Below are 19,444 nucleotides of genomic sequence, written 5' to 3' on the forward strand. Positions count from 1 at the left end.
GGTGGTATCGCTTTGGGTAATGCCGAGAGAGGGAGAACTGCGATGCAGCAAGGCAGCGGACAGCAATACAGCGGACAGCGCTTTGAGGGACGCCGGGTCCTGATCACCGGTGCGGGTTCGGGGATCGGTCAGGCGACCACATTGCGGATGCTCGAGGAAGGGGCGCAGGTTGTCGCGGCCGATGTGAGCGAGGCGGGCCTGGCCGACACCAAGGACAAGGCGGGTGCCTCGGCGACCCTGACGACTGTTGCCGTCGACGTTTCCGACGAGGCATCGGTCCGGGCGGGCGTCGCAGCGGCCGTCGAGGCGCTTGGTGGCCTGGACGTTCTGGTCAACGCCGCGGGAATTCTGCGTTCGGCGCACAGCCACGAGATGTCGGTGGAGTTGTTCGAGACCGTCATCCGGATCAATCTCACGGGCACCTTCCTGATGATCCGTGAGTCCATACCGGCACTGCGTGAGGGATCGTCGCCCGCGGTGGTGAACTTCAGCTCGACGTCGGCGGCCTTCGCGCATCCGTACATGGCCGCGTACGCCGCGAGCAAGGGCGGCATCCAGGCGATGACCCACGCCCTGGCCTCTGAATACGGAAAAGCGGGTATCCGGTTCAACGCGGTACAGCCCGGATCGATCGCGTCGGGGATGACCGACGGCAGCGGGGCCAGCGGGCAGAGTGCGGGCCCCGGCCTGCCCGAGGATGCCGACTACTCGCTGTTCCCCACGCCGCTGCTGGCCGGTGGTGGCTTCGCTCCGCCGGAGGTCGTGGCCGGTGTGGTCGCGATGCTCGCCAGCGAAGACGCGGCGTTCATCACGGGTACCGAGGTGCGGGTCGACGGCGGCTCGCACGCCTGAGCGCATCCACCGAGGTCATTCGACCGACGGCGGAGCGGCGGGGGCATGTCGCGAATCTGCAACATGTTCTAAACTAGAACACGTTCACTCGGTGGCGCCCGGAGGGCGGCGAGCGGGCCGAAGGCAACGGAGAAGGAGACGAAGTGGCGGTCGACCAGGCAATTCGTGAGCAGATCGCGGCCGATCTGTGGAACTCGGAGAAGGCCGCCGTCGCGATCGATCGGCCGACCGACACCCACCCCGACCTCGATGTCGTCGACGCCTACGAGATCCAGCTGATCAATATCCGCAAGCGGCTCGATGCCGGCGCGAAGGTTGCCGGTCACAAGGTCGGCCTCGCCTCCGAGGCCATGCAGAAGATGATGAACGTCGACGAGCCCGATTACGGCCATCTCCTCGACGAGATGCAGTACTTCGAGAAGACGCCGATCGATGCGAAGAAGCTCTGCTTTCCGCGCGTCGAGGTGGAGGTCGGCTTCATCCTCGGCGCGGACCTTCCGGGCGAGGGCTGCACCAACGAGGACGTGATCGAGGCGGTCGAATGGGTGGTGCCGTCGATCGAGCTGATCGACTCACGCATCAAGGACTGGAAGATCACCCTGTGTGACACCATCGCCGACAATGCGTCGTCGTGCGGCTGGATACTCGGCGAACAACGTGTCCCGATCAGCGAGATCGACACCGGGAACATCGACGCGGTGTTGCACCGTAATGGTGAGGTGATTGCCAAGGGCAACTCGTCGGCGGTGTTGGGTCACCCGCTGAACGCGGTCTCCTGGCTCGCCCGCAAGGTCGAGGGCTTCGGCGTACGGCTCCGCAAGGGCGACGTGATCCTGCCCGGCACCGCGACCCGCGCGATCGACATCAGCTCGGGTGACCATTTTGTCGCCGAGTTCGAAGGGCTGGGCAGCGTGACGCTGGACTTCGACTAGCTCAGCCGGCGGAGACGCCAGCTCAGCCGGCGGCGGTGCTGACTGGGCCGATGGACGAGAACTGACCAACAAGAACTTCAACACGTACGAACGAGCAAGGAGGCGCAGGTGGCAGCCAAGCTGACCGCAGCGATCATCGGGTCGGGCAACATCGGCACCGACCTGATGTACAAGCTGGAACGATCCGGGGTCATCGAACCGAGGTGGATGGTCGGTATCGACGCCGACTCCGAGGGCATGAAGCGGGCCGCCGACCACGGCCTGATCACCATGAGCGGTGGCGCCGACGAACTCCTGTCGTCGTCGGAACGTCCGGACTTCATCTTCGAGGCGACATCGGCCTATGTGCATCGCGAATACGCCCCGAAGTACGAGGCGGCCGGGATCACCGCGGTCGACCTCACCCCGGCCGCGGTCGGTCCGGCGGTGGTCCCGCCGGCGAACCTCCGCGAGCACCTGGACGCGCCGAACACCAACATGATCACCTGCGGTGGGCAGGCGACCATCCCGATGGTGCACGCGGTGTCGTCCGTGGTGCCGGTGCCCTACGCCGAGATCGTCGCGTCGGTCGCGTCCGTCTCGGCCGGCCCGGGTACGCGCGCGAACATCGACGAGTTCACCGCGACGACGTCTAAGGGTGTGGAGACCATCGGCGGGGCGACCCGCGGCAAGGCGATCATCATCCTGAACCCGGCCGATCCGCCGATGATCATGCGCGACACCATCTTCTGTGCGATCCCGGAGGATGCGGACACCGACGCGATCGCCGAGTCGATCCACAAGCGGGAGAAGGAGATCCAGGCGTACGTGCCCGGCTATCGGCTGCTCCAGGATCCGCAGTTCGATCCGCCGTCAGTGCTCAACGGTGGGCACGCGCGGGTCTCCATCTTCGTCGAGGTCGAGGGCGCAGGCGACTTCCTGCCGCCGTACGCGGGCAACCTCGACATCATGACCGCCGCTGCCACCAAGGTCGGCGAAGAGATCGCGAAGCAGAAGTTGGGAGTCTCGGCATGACCGCAGCAGCAACAGATTTGATGGCGAACGCACGCAAGTACTCCGACACCCTGGACATCCGCATCACCGACTCGTCGTTGCGTGATGGCAGCCACCACAAACGGCATCAGTTCACCGAGCAGGAGGTGCGCGATATCGTCGCGGCACTCGATGCCTCGGGTGTGCCGGTGATCGAGGTGACCCACGGTGACGGGTTGGGCGGGTCGTCGTTCAACTACGGATTCTCGAAAACACCTGAGCAGCAACTGATCAAGGCTGCCGCCGAGACGGCGAAGCAGGCCAAGATCGCGTTCCTGATGCTGCCGGGCCTCGGGACCAAGGACGACATCAGGGCCGCGCAGGACAACGGCGGGCAGATCTGCCGGATCGCCACGCATTGCACCGAGGCCGACGTGTCGATCCAGCATTTCGGCTTGGCACGCGACCTCGGGCTGGAAACGGTCGGCTTCTTGATGATGAGCCACTCGCAACCGCCGGAGAAGTTGGCCGAGCAGGCCCGGATCATGGCCGATGCCGGCTGCCAGTGCGTCTACGTCGTCGACTCGGCGGGCGCGTTGGTGCTCGAAGACGTCACCGTTCGAGTGCAGGCGGTGCGCGCGGAATTGGGTGACGACGCCCAGATCGGCTTCCACGGCCACGAGAACCTCGACATCGCGGTCGCCAACTCCATCAACGCGATCCGTGCCGGAGCCCAGCAGATCGACGGCTCGATCCGACGATTCGGCGCGGGTGCGGGTAACACGCCGACCGAGGCGTTCGTGGGTGTGTGCGACAAACTGGGGATCAGCACCGGCGTGGACTTCATGAAGATCGCCGACGCCGCCCAGGACGTGGTGCGTCCGGCGATGCCGTCGGAGTGCCTGGTCGATCGTTCGGCGATGATGATGGGCTACGCCGGCTGCTACAGCTCGTTCCTCAAGCACGCCGAGGGCCATGCGGAGCGCTACAACGTGTCGGCCGCCGAGATCCTGCTCGAGGCCGGCAACCGCAAACTGGTTGGTGGCCAGGAGGATCAGCTCATCGACATCGCGCTGGAACTGAAGAAGAAGCAGGACGCGAACGCCGGGGTTTGAGCACCGACACGCGGGTCGTCATCTCTCCCGCGGGTGAGTTCGGCTCACGCGGGTAGTCGACGGCCCGCGTGAGCACGGACGGCCCGCGTGAGCACGAGGGACTTGCGTGAGCACGGGGACGTGCGGGGTCAGGCGGCCGCGAGGGCCAGGCGGTCAACCACTCTCGTATCATCCCCACCACGCGTCCCTGCCGAAGGTCGTTCCACGTCCAGCGCAGTACAACGATGCCGAGTCGACGGAGCCCGTCTTCGCGAGCTTTCTCGCGGATGACGACGTCGGAGGTGCTCTCGCCGGGCCGGACGAGCTTCTCGTACTTGACCTTTCCGTCGAACTCGCCGACCAGCAGTCCGGCCCAGTCGTAGTCGGTGCGTGCGATGAACTTCCCGTCGGTGCCATGGAACTCGTGCTGAAGTCGGGGGACCGGTAGACCTGCCTCGATCATCTGGGCGCGTCCCCAGGATTCGCCGGGATTCTCCGACAGCCCATCCGCGTGATGCAGCGCCCGCCTGGCGTGGGCGGCACCGCGACGCCTGCTGCCGAGCAGTCGCGCCATCACCTCGCGATCTGCGCCTTTACGCAATGCGGAATCGAGAACAGCCAACGCCCCGGCAAATCCCAGGGGACTCGAACAGGCAATGTCGACCGCGGTGCGTTCCAGGGAGGTCACTGGGAGACCCTCGATCTCGACGACCTCGTCGGGGGCGAACCTGCCGACATGTCGATGTTGAGTGGTGGTGCGGTAGCCGCCGTTCGGCGTGCCGGTGGTCATGTGGATGCGACGGAGGTTCGGCGTCAGCATCTCGATCCCGGGGATCACCGCCGCCGACTGGTGGCTGAGTGTCGGAGTGACATCGCTCGTGACCGAGGCTGCGATTGCCTTCAGTCGGTGCCATTCGGTGGGCGACCGCTTGCCCGCGGGTACACACACGCCCCGGCCGATGGAGATCGTCTCCTTGGTGCGCAGTGCGCGTCGGTACTCCTCGTCCGAGAAGTGGGCGGACAGAACGGTCGCGCGATGGATCAGGCCGTGGCGATCGGTGGGGAACGGTGTCATGTTCATATGACGCAGCAGGCCTGATATCGGTGCCCACGGATCTCGGGTCGCGGGTGTGCTCGGTCCCCGCGGGTGGTCGACAACCCGCGGGAGCCGGCCAGACCCGCGGGAGCCGGCCAGACCCGCGGGAGCCGACCAGACCCGCGGGAGCCACGGCTACATCCCGGCCGGCGGGTGTCCCAGGGAGATGATGGCGCCCATCGGGTCGGTCAGGGCAGCCAACGTGCCGTACGGCGTCACCTCGCCGGGCATCAGCACGGTGCCGCCGAGCGACTCGACCTGCGACACGGACGCCGCGACGTCGTCGACGGTGATGTAAACCTGCCAGAACGACGGCACCTCCGCCGGGTGGATCTTGGCGGCGTCCATGATCCCGGAGTAAGAACTCTCGCCGATGAACATCTGGCCGTAGTGATCGGGTCCGACGGCATCCGGGTCACCTCCGGTGCCCACCTCCTCGATGCGCGCACCGAGGACTGCCGTGTAGAACTCGATCGACTTCGCGTACTCCTTCGAGTGGGACTCGAACCAGTACGGCGTGCCGTGATCGCCCCACTGGCTGAAACCGTGATGCTGATTCGGCTTCCAGAATCCGATGGCGGCACCCGCGGTGTCGGTGGCGACCATCATGGTGCCCTCGTCGCCGACATCCATCGGCGGGAACATGACACTTCCCCCGGCCTCCTCGATCGCCTTGCCGGTGGCCGCCGGGTCATCGGTGCGCAGGTACATCGACCACACGTTGGCCGGACCGCCCGCCTCAGCCATGTACGGGCTCAATCCCGCGACCCGCTTACCGTTCTTGGTGAAGTTCTGGTAGCCGCCGAACTCCTCACGCGGAGGGCCCTCGACATCCCAGCCGAAGAGGGCGCCATAGAACTCCACCGCTTTCGCCGGGTCACTGCTCATCAAGTCGAACCAGATCGGTGCACCGACCGGTGCCGAATAGTCGCTCATTGTCGAGTCCTCTCGCGGGTTGGATCGTTCACCACTGCTGACCTCAAGGGTGGTCGAAATTCATCGGCGACATGCCGGAATCCCGGGACACCGATGAGAACGGGCGTCCTGCGTGGTCGACACCTTCAACGGACCGTCGACAGTCCAGAGCGAGACCGTCAGACCTGAACGAGGAGCCCCCGATGCAGCCCACCGATGTCACCTATGCGGGACAGATCTCCACCGCGGCCGACGCGATCCTCGGTCTGGCGGCCAAGGTCGACCACGACATGCTCCACCGACCGACGCCGTGCGTCGGTACCGACCTCGGTGCGCTCCTGGCACACGTGATCGGGCTGAGCGAGGCATTTGCGGCGGCCGCGCGGAAAGACGTCGGCCCGTCGACATCGACGGCACCGCAGGTCTCGGAGAGCGTCTTGCCCGACGACTGGCGGACGATGCTGCCATCGAGAGTGCGTGACCTGGCATCGAGTTGGCAGCGACCGGAGGCGTGGCAGGGGATGACGCAGGCGGGCGGGGTCGACGCGCCGGCCGAGATCATGGGCACCGTCGCGCTCTCCGAACTCGTCCTGCACGGCTGGGATGTGGCGCGCAGCATCGGTGTGGACCTCGAACTCCCCGACGGCATCCTGCAGATCGTCTATGACTTCCATCATCCGCCGCAGCCGCAGAGCGAGCGTGACGGGATGTTCGGGCCGGTCGTCGAGGTCCCGGAGGACGCCCGACTCGTCGATCGGTTGGCGGGGCTGACCGGCCGCGACCCGTTCTGGCCGCATGGCACCCTGGAGGAATGACCGACGGAGCGGACCCATCACGGCCTGACCGCGTGCGTCGATGGACCTGGCCTGCCGGGTTGCTCGGCGGACTGCTGCTGGTCGCGTTCAGTCTCGTCCCGTGGGGTGTCTCCGATCAGGGGGTCAAGCCGTCGGTGACCGGGCTCGGCCGGGTCTCGGTACCGGGCGCCGCGCCCGAAGACGTGGCATTCCTCGAGGATCTCACCCGCAGACCGGGGCTGATCACGGTCATCGTCGGTGTGGTGATCGCACTCGCCGCCGCGCTGGCCTGGTGGCGATCGGAGTTGCGGTGGCCCGCCGTCGTGGTGGTGGGGATCGGGTCGGTCGTCGCATTGGTCGTTGCCGTCGTGACGTTGTCCGACCCCGGCAAGCACCTGTTCGAGTCCCGGGTCACCGATGCCGTCGATGCCGATACACCGATCATCTCGGTCGGGTACGGCCTGGTCGGGGTGCTGGTTGTCAGTGTGCTGATCCTCGGCCTCATGATGTCGGTGGTGATCATCGGACGCGACGGTGCGACGGAACCAACCCCCGATCCGGACGTCGCTAGCCCAGCCGACGAATCGTCTTGAGCGGGGGCATGCGATCGAGCGGCGTGAACCCGATCGGGACCCCGTTCGGGCCGTACGCGTTGAACACCTGGCCGAAGCCCGCGTAGATGCCCACGTGGCTGGCATCCCGCCAGAAGATCATGATGTCGCCCGGCGCCAGGGCCCCGAACGGAATGGCATGACCCACCCGTGCCTGCTGCTGGCTGACCCGTGGGAGCTGGATTCCGGCTGTGCGGAAGGCCCACTGGACGAGGCCGGAGCAGTCCCACGAGTTCGGCCCGGTCCCACCCCACTTATACGGCTTGCCTATCTGCGTCACGGCCGCGTTGAGCGCCTGTACGCCTGCCGGTGTGGATATCGGTAGATAGATCTCCATCGACCCCGACGAACCGGAGGAACCGGTGTCCGCGAGGGCCGCGGGCTGCGCCGCGAATGACGCGCCGATCGCAATACCGGCCGCACACGCGATGCCGGCTACACGACGTCGAAGATTCTGCATGCCAATACAGTGACCGACCCGGCTCGAATCGGCTCAACCTTTGGTCGAGATCGGGGCAGAAGTGACTGAAGTGGCTTGTGGGGCGTTTCACCAGTAGCCGTCGGGATCACTGTCCGGCGACTGGCCCGGAATTATCCCTTCGGCGACGCCGTGATCGATGCTGGCCGACAACCGAGGGCAGGTCGGCATCATCGCGCCCGGCAGAAGTGCCCGGCCGGTGGTGCGGTCCGGTTCGAGTTGGTTGCACCGGGTGCGTGCCTCGGTGTTCCACTGGACGCTCGTATGAAACGAACTGGTCTTCTTGACCAGCACACAGGCGTGGCAGCTACGGCATTCGATCTCCCGCATGCCACCGCGCAGATAGTGGTCGCGGTCGCGCTCGGTGGCGTCGTGGACAGCCGCGCGCCGGTCGGGATCGGCATGGAAGTCGGGCGCCTTGGCCCAATCCGATGACCCCGTGACCCCGCCGCGCTCGGCTGCCCGCGTCATCGCCTCAGACCTCGGCCTTCTCCGAGGACTCGGCGTCGCGGCCATCGGCCGAGGCTTCGTCCTCCTGGCGCCGCAGGTTCTCCTGGATCTCGATGCCCCAGCTCTCGAGTGCCTTCTCCGTGTCGATCTCGTACTCGAAGCGCTCGGTCATCTCCTCGGTGACGTCGGCCTTGTCGACATAGAACTGGTCGTACCAACGACGGAGCTGATAGACGGGACCGTCTTCTTCGACCAGGAGCGGGTTGTCGATGCGGGTCTTGTTCTTCCAGATCTCGACGTCCTGGAGGAAGCCGACCTCGACACCCGCGGAGATCTTCGTGGCCATCTTCGACGCTTGCTCTGCGGTGAGCCCGTCGGGGACCTTCGCCATCACTCCGTACATCAGCACGAACGAGTTCGCGTCGATCGGGTAGTGGCAGTTGGTCAAGATGGTCTCCACTGCGTACCCGCCGTAGTACTGGACCATCGGGTTGAGCATGTACGAGGGGCCGTAGTACGCGGCGATGGACTCCAGGCGACTGTCGCCGTAGTTGGTGCCCAGCGAGATGTCGGGTCGGCCGTGCGAGTTCATGTACTGCGCCGCGACCTCACCCTCGAACACGTTCTTGAAGTAGTCGGGAAGGGCGAAGTGCACGTAGTAGAAGTGCGCCATGTCGACGACGTTGTCGATGATCTCGCGGCAGTTGGATCCCTCGATCACGATCCGGTTCCAGGTCCAGGCGGTCCAGTCGTCGGAGCCGACCTCCTCGAGATCCGGGATGATGCAATCCTCGGGCGGGGGGTTGCCCTCGGGGTCGTTGTAGACGAATATCTGCCCGTTGCGGGTCATCGTCGGCCACGCCCGGGTCTTGGCGAGCTTTGGGTTGCGCTTGGCGTAGGGCACGGTGGCGCACCGGCCGTTGCCCTTCCACTGCCACCCGTGGAACGGGCACGCGACGTTGCCGTTCTTGACGCTGCCCTGACTGAGATCTCCGCCCATGTGGCGGCAAAATGCGTCGAGGACGTTGACATTGCCGTCCTCGTCGGCCCAGACGACCAACTTGGTCCCGAAGATCTGCACCGAGTGCGGCTCACCGTCGGTGAACTCCGACACCAGGCCCAGGCAGTGCCAGCCGCGTGCGAATCGCGTGGGTGGCGCGCCCGTATCGATCTCCCGGACGTCGACATCGTCACCGGCGGGGGCTGTGGTGCCGGCCTTCATGTCGGGTGTCGCAGACATCCATTACTCCTGTCATCTGACGCGTGACTCGCCCGTTCGGTGCGAATCGGCTCACTGCCAATACTAGAACATGTTACAAAAATGGGGAACGAATCGCCCATCGAGGTGTAGATCGGGGCAGGAAATGGGCACAAAGGCCCAGTGCTCGACATAAATGAGAACGTGTTCTAATCTCAAACACGAACGAGAACCAGGGGCGACCTCTACGGTCGTCGAGCAACGAGTAGGAGCAGGCGACATGCCTAGTCAGCGGAGCGAAGCGGCCGAGCAGGTCCTGGAGAAGATCAACGCGCTGCTTCCCGAGATCGAACAACGGGCTCAGCAGACCGAGGATCTGCGTCGAATCCCGGACGAGACCGTTTCCAGCCTCGAAGGCGCAGGCTTCTTCAAGCTGATGCAGCCGGAGCAGTGGGGCGGATACCAGGTCGACCCGGTCACGTTCTACGAGGCCGTGCGCCGGATCTCCACCGCGTGCGGTTCGACCGGCTGGGTGTCGGGCATCATCGGCATCCACAACTGGCACCTCGCGCTGTTCACCCAGCAGGCCCAGGAGGATGTCTGGGGCAAGGACACCTCGGTTCGAATCTCCTCGTCGTATGCCCCGATGGGCATGGGCGAGGTGGTCGACGGGGGTTACAAGGTCAACGGCAACTGGGCGTTCTCGTCCGGTTGTGAGATCGCCGATTGGGTCTTTGTGGGTGGTCCGGTCATCAAGAACGGGAAACCGGTGGACTTCGTGTCCTACCTGTTGCCGCGCGAGGACTACAACATCAAGGACGTGTGGCATGTGGTGGGGCTCAAGGGCACCGGCTCCAACACGATCGAGGTCAAGGATGCGTTCGTGCCGACGCATCGCGTGCTGAGCATGCGCACCATGGCGACCTACCAGAGCCCGGGCCTCGAGCAGAACACTGCGCCGGTGTACCGGATGCCCTGGGGGACCATCCACCCGAGCGTGATCTCGACCCCGATCGTCGGCATGGCCTACGGCGCCTACCAGGCGCATGTCGAGCACCAGGGCAAGCGTGTGCGCGCCGCCTATGCCGGCGAGAAGAGCAAGGACGATCCGTTCGCGAAGGTGCGGATCGCCGGCGCGGCGAGCGACATCGACGCCGCGTGGCGTCAGCTCACCGGCAACCTGCAGGACGAGTACGACCTGATCCTCGCCGGCGAGGAGCCTCCGATGGAGCTGCGACTCGCGGCGCGCCGTGATCAGGTGCGGGCCACCGCCCGTGCGGTCGCGGCGATCGACACGCTTTTCGAGAACTCGGGCGGTGGCGCTCTGAACCTCGACTCGCCGATCCAGCGTTTCTGGCGCGATGCCCACGGCGGACGTGTGCACGCGGCCAACGATCCTGAGCGCGCCTACGTCGCCTTCGGCAACGGCGAATTCGGCATCCCCATCGGGGACAGCATGGTCTGATTCAGACGTCTCAGAGCGCGGAACGACCAGTAGGAGTCAGAACAGATGAGTGACAGTCCGATCCGGTCTCTCGGATACATGAGGATCGAGGCCACCGACGTCGACGCCTGGCGCGAATACGGCCTCAAGGTGCTCGGCATGATCGAGGGGAAGGGTCTCACCGACGGCGCCCTCTACCTTCGGATGGACGACTTCCCGGCTCGGCTGGTGATTGTCCCGGGCGAACACGACCGCCTGGCGAGCTCCGGTTGGGAATGTCCGAATGCCGAAGCCCTGCAAGATGTGCGGGATCGCCTGTCGGCGGCCGGAGTCATCTTCCGGGAAGGCAAGGACGACGAGCTCGCGGACCGCCGCGTGGTCGAGATGATCGTCTTCACCGATCCGGCGGGCAACACCATCGAGGCGTTCCACGGTGTGGCGCTGGAGCATCGCCGGGTGGTCAGCCCCTATGGTCACAAGTTCGTGACCGGCGAGCAGGGGCTCGGGCATGTGGTGCTGACGTGTGATGACGACAAGGCGGCACTGGCGTTCTACCGAGATGTGCTGGGGTTCGGTCTCCGTGACTCGATGCGCCTACCGCCGCAGGCCGTCGGTCGGGAGGAGGGCGACGAGTCGCCCTGGCTTCGCTTCCTCGGCTGCAACCCGCGCCATCATTCGCTGGCGTTCCTGCCGATTCCCAACAGCACCGGGATCGTGCATCTGATGCTCGAGGTGGAGAACTCGGACGACGTCGGGTTGTGTCTGGATCGTGCGCTGCGCAAGAAGGTGAAGATGTCGGCGACCCTGGGGCGACACGTCAACGATCTGATGCTCTCCTTCTACATGAAGACACCGGGTGGCTTCGACATCGAGTTCGGTTGCGAGGGAAGGACCGTCGTCGACGACGAGTGGGTCGCGCGGGAGAGTACCGCCGTGAGTTTGTGGGGACATGACTTCACTGTCGGATTCCAGAACTGAGATGACACACACACCGTACGGCTCGGCGGACTTCGACTCGAGGCAGTTCCGGACTGCGATGGGGCAGTTCTGTACCGGCGTCACCGTCATCACCACAGTCGGTGAGGACGGGGCGCCCGTCGGGTTCGCCTGCCAGTCCTTCGCCGCCCTGTCACTGGACCCCCCGCTCGTGATCTTCTGCCCGATGAAGACCTCGCGGAGCTGGAAGGTCATCGAGCAGACCGGCAAGTTCTGCGTCAACGTGCTGTCCAACCGCCAGCAGGACGTCAGCGCTGCGTTCGGAGCCCCGGGTGACGACAAGTTCCGCACCATCACCTGGGATCCGTCACCGGCGGGACTGCCGGTTATCCGGCATGCCCTGACCTGGGTGGAATGCGACGTCGAACGGGTCACCGACGGCGGCGACCACCACATCGTCATCGGTCGTGCTCGGACCCTGGGTGATGTGTTGCAGGACAAGCCGTTGCTGTTCTATCGCGGCGGGTACCTGTCCACCGAGCATCCGCGGGTGACGCCCGCACAGGCCGAACTGGAGAATTTCCTCACCTGGACCGGAGGCGACACCTGGCTATGAGCTCACCGACGAGCGAATCAACCGAGACGGGGATCGTGCGTCCCGTCGATGTCACGCGGCCACTGACCGAAGCGATCGCGGAGGCGGAGAGGTTGATCGCCTCGGCCGACTTCGTGGAGAGCGAGCAGGATCTCGCCGAGGGCTACGACTACCTCGGCGGGAGTATCGCAGCGATTGTGCAGCTGGTCCGGAGCCGGCAGAAGAGTCACCCGAACTTCATCACGTCCACCGGACCGGCGACGAAGATGGGCCTCGACAACCCGGACACGCTGTACTACCACGCAGACGTGGAGGCCGACGGGACTTATGTGGTCCGCGGACACCGTGGCAGCACAGTCGATCTGAGCTTCCAGGTGCTCGCGGGCGATTACACCGCATCGAACGTCCCCGGCGGTGATGACGCGTTCGACGACCGCCGCATCCCGATCGACGCGGACGGCAACTTCGAGATCACCTTCGGCCCGCCGATCGACGAGGAGCGTGACGACTACTTCGTGCTGGCGGACGGCGCTTCGATGCTGGCGGTCCGCGAGGTGTACGGCGACTGGACGCAGACGAAGGGGTCCATCTCCATCGAACGGGCCGACACTGTCGGAACCGCCCCGGAGGAACCGGATCTCGCCCGTGTGACGCGCCGTTACGCCACTGCGGGCAAGATGCTCACATCGCGGATCAACACCTGGTTCAACTTTCCGAAGTGGTTCTACCTGGACGAGCCGGTCAACACCTTCACCGCGCCGCGGCTCACCCCTGGCGGGTTGGCGACCCAGTCGTCGTCGGTCGGGCATTTCCGCCTGGCCGACAACGAGGCGATGGTGATCACGGTGCCGAAATCGGACGTGCCGTACCAGGGGTTTCAACTGGGCAGCATGTGGTACATCTCGCTCGACTACGTGAATCACCAGACCAGCCTGAACTCGGCGCAGGCGCAGGTCGATCCGGACGGCATGATCAGGATGGTCGTGTCGCGGCGGAATCCGGGCGTCGCCAACTGGATCGAGACCACCGGGCGCACCACCGGGATCATGCAGTTCCGCTGGCAGCGCACCGATCACCCGATTCCGCCGGAAAGTGGACCGACGGCACAGGTGATCGATATCGACGATGTTGAGGCGCATCTGCCGTACTGGTCGGACAATGTCATCGACACGGCCGGATGGGCCGAACGAATCGCGGCGCGCCAGCGTGCCTTTGCCGAAAGGATGTTGGGATGACGTCAGCGGTTTCCGGCGGACTGCTCGCCGACAAGGTGGTCGTGGTGTCGGGGGTGGGGCCGGGTCTGGGTAGATCGATCTGTCTGCGCGCCGCGGCCGCGGGCGCGAAGGTCGTGCTGGCCGCGCGTACCGAGTCTCGCCTGAAAGAGGTCGCCGCCGAGGTCGATGATGCCGGCGGCACGTCGTTCGTGGTGCCGACCGACATCACCGACGACGATGCGGTGAACGGACTGGTGGCGGCGACGATCGGCGAGTTCGGTCGGGTGGATGTGGTGGTGAACAACGCGTTCGCCCTGCCGTCGATGAAGCCGTTGTCGCGCACCGACTTCGATCACATCACCGCGAGTCTGGACCTCACCGTTCTGGGTACGCTCCGGGTGATCAAGGCCTTCACCGATCCGCTCGCCGAGTCCGACGGAGCCTTCGTCAACATCAACTCGATGGTCATCCGGCACTCCGAACCGCGTTACGGGAGCTACAAGCTCGCGAAGTCTGCGATGCTCGCGATGTCGCAGACACTCGCGACCGAGCTGGGCGACAAGGGTATCCGGATCAACACCGTGGCGCCCGGATACATCTGGGATGATCAGTTGAAGTGGTACTTCGGCGAGGTCGCGAAGAAGTACGGGATCACCGAGGAGCAGGTCTACGAACAGACCGCGAGCAAATCGGATCTCAAGAGATTGCCCGAGCCCGACGAGATCGCCGAGGCGGTGGTGTTCCTGGCCTCGCCGATGGCGAGCGCCATCACCGGCCACACCCTCGACGTCAACTGCGGTGAATACCATGACTAGTGCGGCTCGCGTGCCAGGCGCCGGGAGCGAAGCGGGCGGGCCGCGTCTGAACGTCGGTACGGCGTCCGATCTGCACGAATCCGCTATGCGGGCAACGGGTCTCGACGACTTCGGCAACCCGGACGACTACCGCGAGGCGCTGGAGGTGCTGCTCGAGTCGTATGCGCGGGACGCGGACCTCACCGAACTGGGCAGCAAGATGTTCCGCTTCTTCCTCAAAGGAGCGCTGATCGCCCGACTGTTGTCCGAGTCGTCGTGGCAGGCCAATCCCTCCTACGCCGATGTGCCGATCACGCGCCCGATCTTCGTCACCGGGTTGCCGAGGACAGGCACCACGGCCCTGCATCGACTTCTCACCGCGGATCCGGCACACCAGGGATTGGAGATGTGGCTCGCGGAGTTCCCGCAGCCGCGACCCCCGCGTGACACCTGGGCGTCGAACCCGGTGTATCAGCAGATCAACGCCGGCCTCGAGAAACATCACGTGGCGAACCCCGAGTTCATGGGTCTGCACTACCTCGATGCCGGTGAGGTCGAGGAATGCTGGCAACTGCTGCGGCAGAACGTGATGTCGATCTCCTACGAGTCGCTGGCGTACCTGCCCACCTATTCTCGGTGGCTCGCGCAGCAGGACTGGACACCCACGTATCAGCGGCACCGCCGGAATCTGCAGATGATCGGACTCAACGATCCGGAGAAGCGTTGGGTCCTCAAGAATCCCAGCCACATGTTCGCGCTGGACGCCCTGATGGCAGCCTATCCCGATGCGCTTGTGATCCAGACTCATCGGCCCCCAGAGACGATCATCGCGTCGATGTGCAGCCTGGCCGAGCACGCGACGCCGGGATGGTCCAACACCTTCGTCGGCGACAAGATCGGTGAGGCGCAACTCGAACTCTGGTCACGAGGGCTTCGCGAGTTCGAGGCCGCGCGCCGCAACCACGACCCGGCGCAGTTCCTCGACATCGACTTCGCAGACCTTCGCAACGATCCGTTCGGCACCGTCGAGCGGGTGTACACGGCGCTGGGTACGGAGTTCTCCGACGACGCGCGCGCCGCGATGGACGCCCTCGATGCCGAGAGTCAGTCGGGGGCACGCAAGCCCCAGCATCAGTACAGTCTTGCCGATTACGGTCTGACAGAGGCTGCGGTCGCGGAGGCATTCGCCCGCTGAGCGGCTCCCTGAGGATCGTTGGCACACAGCATGAAACGCTCGGCCCGCAACTGCGAGCCGAGCGTTTCACGTGCGCAACTGCGCTGCTAGTCGCCCGATGACGAGCTACTCGACGACGAGCTACCCGATGACGAGCTGCCCGATGACGAGCTGTCGGAGGACGATCCGCTCGAGCTCGATGTCGACCCACCTGACGACGACTCGCTGGAGGACGTCTCGCCCGACGACGACTCGCCCGACGACTCGCCCGAGGACGAGTCGGTGGATGACGAGGCGCTGGAGGACGAGTCACTCGACGTCGATCCGCCGTCCGCGCCGGATGCGGAGTCGCTGTCTGAGCCGGCGGCGGCTCCGCTGTCAGAACTTGACGAGCCCGGACTCGTCGAGTTGACGGGGCCCGTGACATTTTCTGTCGGAGAAGGTGTCTCGGTGGTGTCCTGTCGGGTGCTCGACGATGCTTGGTCGTCGGCAGGGGAACCGACGTCGAGCTTCACCGTCTTGAGTGCCGGCGCGTCGGCCGAGGCGGTGTCACTCGTCGGTGATGCCGACTTGGTATCGGAGTACGCAGCCGCGAGTTTCTCTGCCGCATCGGTCGTGCTCGTCGAGCCGCCGGGCAACTGGGGGAACTCGAGTCCGGCCAGTGGGGGGATCACCTTGCCGTCTTTGCCATCCCAGTTGTCGCCGAGCAAGGCGCCGATCGTCTGCGACATGCCCTCGAGGGCGCCGATCGGACCGACCGCCTGGCCGGGGATGTCGAGGGTGAGGGGGAAGCCGAGCGCATCGGTGGTCAGGTTCAGCCCGACACTGTTCAGGATCGAGCCGCCGGCTGCGGCGATGGTGCCGTCATTCACGTCGTAGGTTCCACGCCCGATACTGCCGGGCGTGAACAACCCGCCGAAGGCGATGTCGAGGCTGTTGAGAGTGGTGCCCCCCAGGAGCCCGGTGTCGTTGATCATCGGTGTCAGGGCGGTGAGATCGAGAGTCGCCCCGTTGAAGACGGAGTCGATCACCTTCGCCGGTGCATCCCACAGGTCGGAGAACGCGGCCGACCGATCGCCTGCCTGGACCGCGGCCGCAATGGTGATGGCGCTGTTGAGCACCGCGACCACGGGGCTTACCACCGGGCCGGCGAGACCGATGAGGACGCCGCTCAGCGGTGAGGCCAGCACATTCATGACCGCGGAGACCACGGCGGGATCGATGGCGCTGTCGGCCGGCAAGAATTGTGGCAGCATCGAGACGATCACACCATGGAGACCGTCGACAGAGTGGTTGGTCACCGTGCTGGTGGTGTCAGCATCCGCCCCGATCAGCGTCAGGCCCGTCGCGATCGCCTTCAGGTTGCTGCGCATGGAGTCGATCACCGTGTCGATGGTCGACGGGTCGTCGATCACTTGCTGCAGGTAGCCCGCCTGGTTGACGATCGCCTGCTGCAGCGACACACCGGGAGCCAGCATGAAGTTGCCGAACAGCGTCGATGCATTGGCCGATGTCTTGTTGAACGCGTCGATGTACGCGGTGAACGGCTTCCAATCCGCCGCGAGCTGTACCGCAGCGGCGTCCGTGGCCGGCTGCGCGAGCGGTGCCGCGGAGGTCACGCTCGGCGCCAGTGCAATCATGCCGACGCCGGCAACGGCGACGCCGGCGGTGACCCAGGAGCGGGTGGAGGGGCGATTGCATGGTTGTTTCGCATCGATGGAGGCGGGGGCTGAGCGCTGCACGGGAACTCCTTATTACGCCTAAGTTAAGAACTCCCTTAACATAGACTGAGCAGTCTCACAAAATGGCAGCTTTGGAGAATTTCCTTCCCGACCGCGTGGGCGCCGGGGGAGGCGCGATGCCGACGGGCGCGGAGCCCACCGGCGATTGGCCAAAAATGCTGGCGCCGAACGGGTCCTCGGGTATTGTCACTTCCCACCCGAGGTCGACACGGGCCTGCGTCGGCCACCCCGGTCCCGGCCGAGCGACATCGAAGCGCGCGGGTCAGCACGATCGATTAGGTGACGGATGCAGAATCACAAAATGCCCCCCGAGGCGACCCTTCTGGACATGATGAGCCGGCGGGCCGAGACGCACGAGGACAAGCTCGCGTTCAGCTTCTCCTATGACGGCGACGGCGAGAACTCTCGTCGGGTGACGTATCGCGAGCTGGACACCAGGGCTCGGGCGATCGCGGCCGGCTTGCAGGCGGATGGTGCCGCGGGTGAGCGCGTGCTGGTGTTGTGCCGGCCCGGTCTCGACCACATCGCCGGGATCTTCGGCTGCATCTACGCGGGGGCTGTCGCCGTGCCGGTGCATGAGCGGCTGGCTCCGAGACTCTCGTCGGTGGTCCCTGATGCCCAAGCGCGATTCGTAATGGGCGTCGCCGAGACGCACGAGAGCATCAAGGCCGCCCTGGATGCGCTGGGCGAGGGGCGAGACCTGCGGTGGGGCCTGATGGACGAGGTGTCTGCCGACGCCGCGGATTGGGTGGCACCAGACATCGATGCCAGCGCAACAGCCATGGTGCAGTACACATCTGGGTCCACGACGACACCGAAAGGGGTCGTGCTGACGCATGCGAATCTGCTCCACAACATGGAGTCCATCCGTCAGTCGTGGGAGGGCGACGACGCCGATATAGCGTGCCTCTGGTTGCCGTCGCATCACGACATGGGGCTCATCGGTGGCATCTTCTCGATGATCCATCGCGGGTGCACCACCCACCTCATGTCGCCGACCTCTTTCATCAAGCGGCCGATGCGGTGGATGGAGGCGATATCTCGTCATCGCGCCACCTACACGGTGGCGCCGAACTTCGCCTATGACCTGTGTGTCGAGCACAGCACCGCGGAAGAGCGTGCGGCGCTTGATCTGTCGAGCCTGACCACCGCCATGAACGGTGCCGAGCCGGTGCAAGCGGCTTCCTTGCAGGCTTTCGCCGGAGCTTTCGCTTCCGCCGGATTCCGGCCGTCGGCCTTCTCCGCGGTGTACGGACTGGCAGAAGCGACGCTGCTGGTGTCCGGCGGGTCGGACTCCGAGCTCCCGCTGGTCGGCCACATCGACCGCGAGGCACTCAGTGGCGACCGTATCGTCGACAGCGTCGCCGGCGACCGATCGGTCGCCGTGGTCGGTTGCGGTCAGCCGCGGGCCGGTCAGGTCGCCATCGTGAACCCCACGACCCGGCGCCGATGCGAGACGAACGAGGTCGGCGAGATCTGGTTCGCCGGACCTGGTGTCGCCCAAGGATACTGGGAGCGGGCGGAAGAAACCGAGCACACCTTCGCTGCCTCGATAGCGGGTACGTCGGAAGGTCCGTTCCTGCGTACCGGTGATCTCGGGTTCCTGGCCTCAGGTGAGCTGTTCATCACCGGCCGCTGCAAGGACCTCATCGTGATCCGCGGTGGCAACTACTATCCCAACGACATAGAGCTGACGGTGCAGGGCTGCCACTCAGCGCTGGTTTCCGGCCGTGGTGCGGCCTTTGCGTTCACACCGGGTCTGCGACAGGTCGAACGACTGGTCGTCGTGCAGGAGGTCGACCGCGAGCGGATCGAGGGGGCCGGGTTTGCCGGGCTCATCGACCGGGTCCGGACCGCCGTCGCGGACCGGTACGGAATCGACACGCATTCGGTGCTACTGGTGGAACGTGTCTCGATTCCTACGACGTCCAGCGGCAAGATCCAGCGGGGCAGGTGCAGACAACAGTTTCTCGACGGCGAGCTCACTCCGCTGGCGCAGTGGCAGACACCCTCGGCAGCTGACGACGTGGTCAAGGCCGGGCAGCTGGAGAAAGCGCTTGCAGCCGCCGACTTCGTGAAGGCCGCCTTGGCGGGCCGGTAGGACGCTCGCGCTGTTTCACCGCATGTCGCGCAGTCGATCGCGAGTCATCGTA

Annotated in this window: 19 protein-coding genes; 13 read left to right on the forward strand and 6 right to left on the reverse strand. The window is 65.4% G+C overall.

Annotated elements, in window-relative coordinates:
- The first annotated feature begins 42 nt into the window (after positions 1–42).
- From ACLQ3I_RS16780 to dmpG, 4 genes are all read left to right on the forward strand, one after another.
- Positions 43–852: an SDR family NAD(P)-dependent oxidoreductase gene (locus ACLQ3I_RS16780; protein ID WP_425803379.1), complete on the forward strand. Its 810-nt coding sequence runs from the start codon at positions 43–45 to the stop codon at positions 850–852.
- Between the two features lie 143 nt (positions 853–995).
- The gene (locus ACLQ3I_RS16785; RefSeq protein ID WP_425803382.1) at positions 996–1,784 is read left to right on the forward strand and encodes a 2-keto-4-pentenoate hydratase; all 789 of its coding nucleotides are present in this window, start codon (positions 996–998) and stop codon (positions 1,782–1,784) included.
- Between the two features lie 108 nt (positions 1,785–1,892).
- The gene (locus ACLQ3I_RS16790; RefSeq protein ID WP_267627413.1) at positions 1,893–2,798 is read left to right on the forward strand and encodes an acetaldehyde dehydrogenase (acetylating); all 906 of its coding nucleotides are present in this window, start codon (positions 1,893–1,895) and stop codon (positions 2,796–2,798) included.
- Positions 2,795–3,871, forward strand: coding sequence for a 4-hydroxy-2-oxovalerate aldolase (gene dmpG / locus ACLQ3I_RS16795; protein ID WP_425789764.1), 1,077 nt, complete (start codon positions 2,795–2,797; stop codon positions 3,869–3,871). Before ACLQ3I_RS16790 ends, dmpG begins: the two co-directional genes overlap by 4 nt.
- Here dmpG and ACLQ3I_RS16800 read toward each other — a convergent pair.
- Entirely contained in the window at positions 3,816–4,931 is a 1,116-nt protein-coding gene (locus tag ACLQ3I_RS16800) for a hypothetical protein (RefSeq protein ID WP_425803384.1), read from the reverse strand. The genes dmpG and ACLQ3I_RS16800 overlap by 56 nt on opposite strands.
- 150 nt (positions 4,932–5,081) lie before the next feature.
- Positions 5,082–5,882, reverse strand: a complete 801-nt coding sequence (locus ACLQ3I_RS16805) for a VOC family protein (RefSeq protein ID WP_425803386.1) — start codon at positions 5,880–5,882, stop codon at positions 5,082–5,084.
- Between the two features lie 182 nt (positions 5,883–6,064).
- Between ACLQ3I_RS16805 and ACLQ3I_RS16810 the strand changes: the two genes are divergently transcribed.
- Both ACLQ3I_RS16810 and ACLQ3I_RS16815 read left to right on the forward strand, forming a co-directional pair.
- Complete coding sequence (locus ACLQ3I_RS16810; protein WP_425789496.1) at positions 6,065–6,676, forward strand: TIGR03086 family metal-binding protein; 612 nt, start codon at positions 6,065–6,067, stop codon at positions 6,674–6,676.
- The gene (locus ACLQ3I_RS16815; protein WP_425803388.1) at positions 6,673–7,248 is read left to right on the forward strand and encodes a hypothetical protein; all 576 of its coding nucleotides are present in this window, start codon (positions 6,673–6,675) and stop codon (positions 7,246–7,248) included. The genes ACLQ3I_RS16810 and ACLQ3I_RS16815 overlap by 4 nt, the downstream gene beginning before the upstream one ends.
- On the opposite strand, the gene ACLQ3I_RS16820 is transcribed toward ACLQ3I_RS16815, so the two are convergent.
- The 3 genes from ACLQ3I_RS16820 to ACLQ3I_RS16830 all read right to left on the reverse strand — a co-directional run bounded on the left by ACLQ3I_RS16820 (position 7,223) and on the right by ACLQ3I_RS16830 (position 9,434).
- Entirely contained in the window at positions 7,223–7,726 is a 504-nt protein-coding gene (locus tag ACLQ3I_RS16820; protein ID WP_425789492.1) for a C40 family peptidase, read from the reverse strand. The genes ACLQ3I_RS16815 and ACLQ3I_RS16820 overlap by 26 nt on opposite strands.
- A gap of 87 nt (positions 7,727–7,813) precedes the next feature.
- The gene (locus ACLQ3I_RS16825) at positions 7,814–8,215 is read right to left on the reverse strand and encodes a hypothetical protein (protein WP_425789490.1); all 402 of its coding nucleotides are present in this window, start codon (positions 8,213–8,215) and stop codon (positions 7,814–7,816) included.
- A 4-nt stretch (positions 8,216–8,219) separates the two neighbouring features.
- Positions 8,220–9,434: a Rieske 2Fe-2S domain-containing protein gene (locus ACLQ3I_RS16830; protein ID WP_425803391.1), complete on the reverse strand. Its 1,215-nt coding sequence runs from the start codon at positions 9,432–9,434 to the stop codon at positions 8,220–8,222.
- Positions 9,435–9,672: 238 nt separating this feature from the next.
- On the opposite strand from ACLQ3I_RS16830, the gene hsaA reads away from it, so the two are divergent.
- The 6 genes from hsaA to ACLQ3I_RS16860 are packed head-to-tail and all read left to right on the forward strand — an operon-like array spanning position 9,673 to position 15,570.
- Complete coding sequence (hsaA, locus tag ACLQ3I_RS16835) at positions 9,673–10,857, forward strand: 3-hydroxy-9,10-secoandrosta-1,3,5(10)-triene-9,17-dione monooxygenase oxygenase subunit (protein WP_425789486.1); 1,185 nt, start codon at positions 9,673–9,675, stop codon at positions 10,855–10,857.
- A 45-nt stretch (positions 10,858–10,902) separates the two neighbouring features.
- Positions 10,903–11,814, forward strand: a complete 912-nt coding sequence (gene hsaC, locus ACLQ3I_RS16840) for an iron-dependent extradiol dioxygenase HsaC (protein WP_425803393.1) — start codon at positions 10,903–10,905, stop codon at positions 11,812–11,814.
- A 1-nt stretch (position 11,815) separates the two neighbouring features.
- Positions 11,816–12,388 carry a 3-hydroxy-9,10-secoandrosta-1,3,5(10)-triene-9,17-dione monooxygenase reductase subunit gene (gene hsaB / locus ACLQ3I_RS16845; protein ID WP_425789482.1) on the forward strand — a complete coding sequence of 191 codons (573 nt, stop codon included), beginning with the start codon at positions 11,816–11,818 and terminating at the stop codon, positions 12,386–12,388.
- Positions 12,385–13,602 (forward strand): hypothetical protein, encoded by a 1,218-nt coding sequence (locus ACLQ3I_RS16850; protein WP_425803396.1) that lies wholly within the window; start codon positions 12,385–12,387, stop codon positions 13,600–13,602. Before hsaB ends, ACLQ3I_RS16850 begins: the two co-directional genes overlap by 4 nt.
- The gene (locus ACLQ3I_RS16855) at positions 13,599–14,396 is read left to right on the forward strand and encodes an SDR family oxidoreductase (protein WP_425803398.1); all 798 of its coding nucleotides are present in this window, start codon (positions 13,599–13,601) and stop codon (positions 14,394–14,396) included. Before ACLQ3I_RS16850 ends, ACLQ3I_RS16855 begins: the two co-directional genes overlap by 4 nt.
- Entirely contained in the window at positions 14,389–15,570 is a 1,182-nt protein-coding gene (locus tag ACLQ3I_RS16860) for a sulfotransferase family protein (RefSeq protein ID WP_425803400.1), read from the forward strand. Before ACLQ3I_RS16855 ends, ACLQ3I_RS16860 begins: the two co-directional genes overlap by 8 nt.
- 86 nt (positions 15,571–15,656) lie before the next feature.
- On the opposite strand, the gene gjpA is transcribed toward ACLQ3I_RS16860, so the two are convergent.
- A complete protein-coding gene (gjpA, locus tag ACLQ3I_RS16865) occupies positions 15,657–17,291 on the reverse strand; it encodes an outer membrane porin GjpA (protein ID WP_425803402.1) in 1,635 nt (544 codons plus the stop codon).
- A 286-nt stretch (positions 17,292–17,577) separates the two neighbouring features.
- Here gjpA and ACLQ3I_RS16870 point away from each other — a divergent pair, with 286 nt between their 5' ends.
- Positions 17,578–19,392: a fatty acyl-AMP ligase gene (locus ACLQ3I_RS16870; protein WP_425803404.1), complete on the forward strand. Its 1,815-nt coding sequence runs from the start codon at positions 17,578–17,580 to the stop codon at positions 19,390–19,392.
- The last annotated feature ends 52 nt before the right edge of the window (positions 19,393–19,444 follow it).

This window comes from Gordonia sp. DT101 (assembly GCF_049844895.1).
In the GTDB taxonomy this organism is placed as follows: domain Bacteria; phylum Actinomycetota; class Actinomycetes; order Mycobacteriales; family Mycobacteriaceae; genus Gordonia.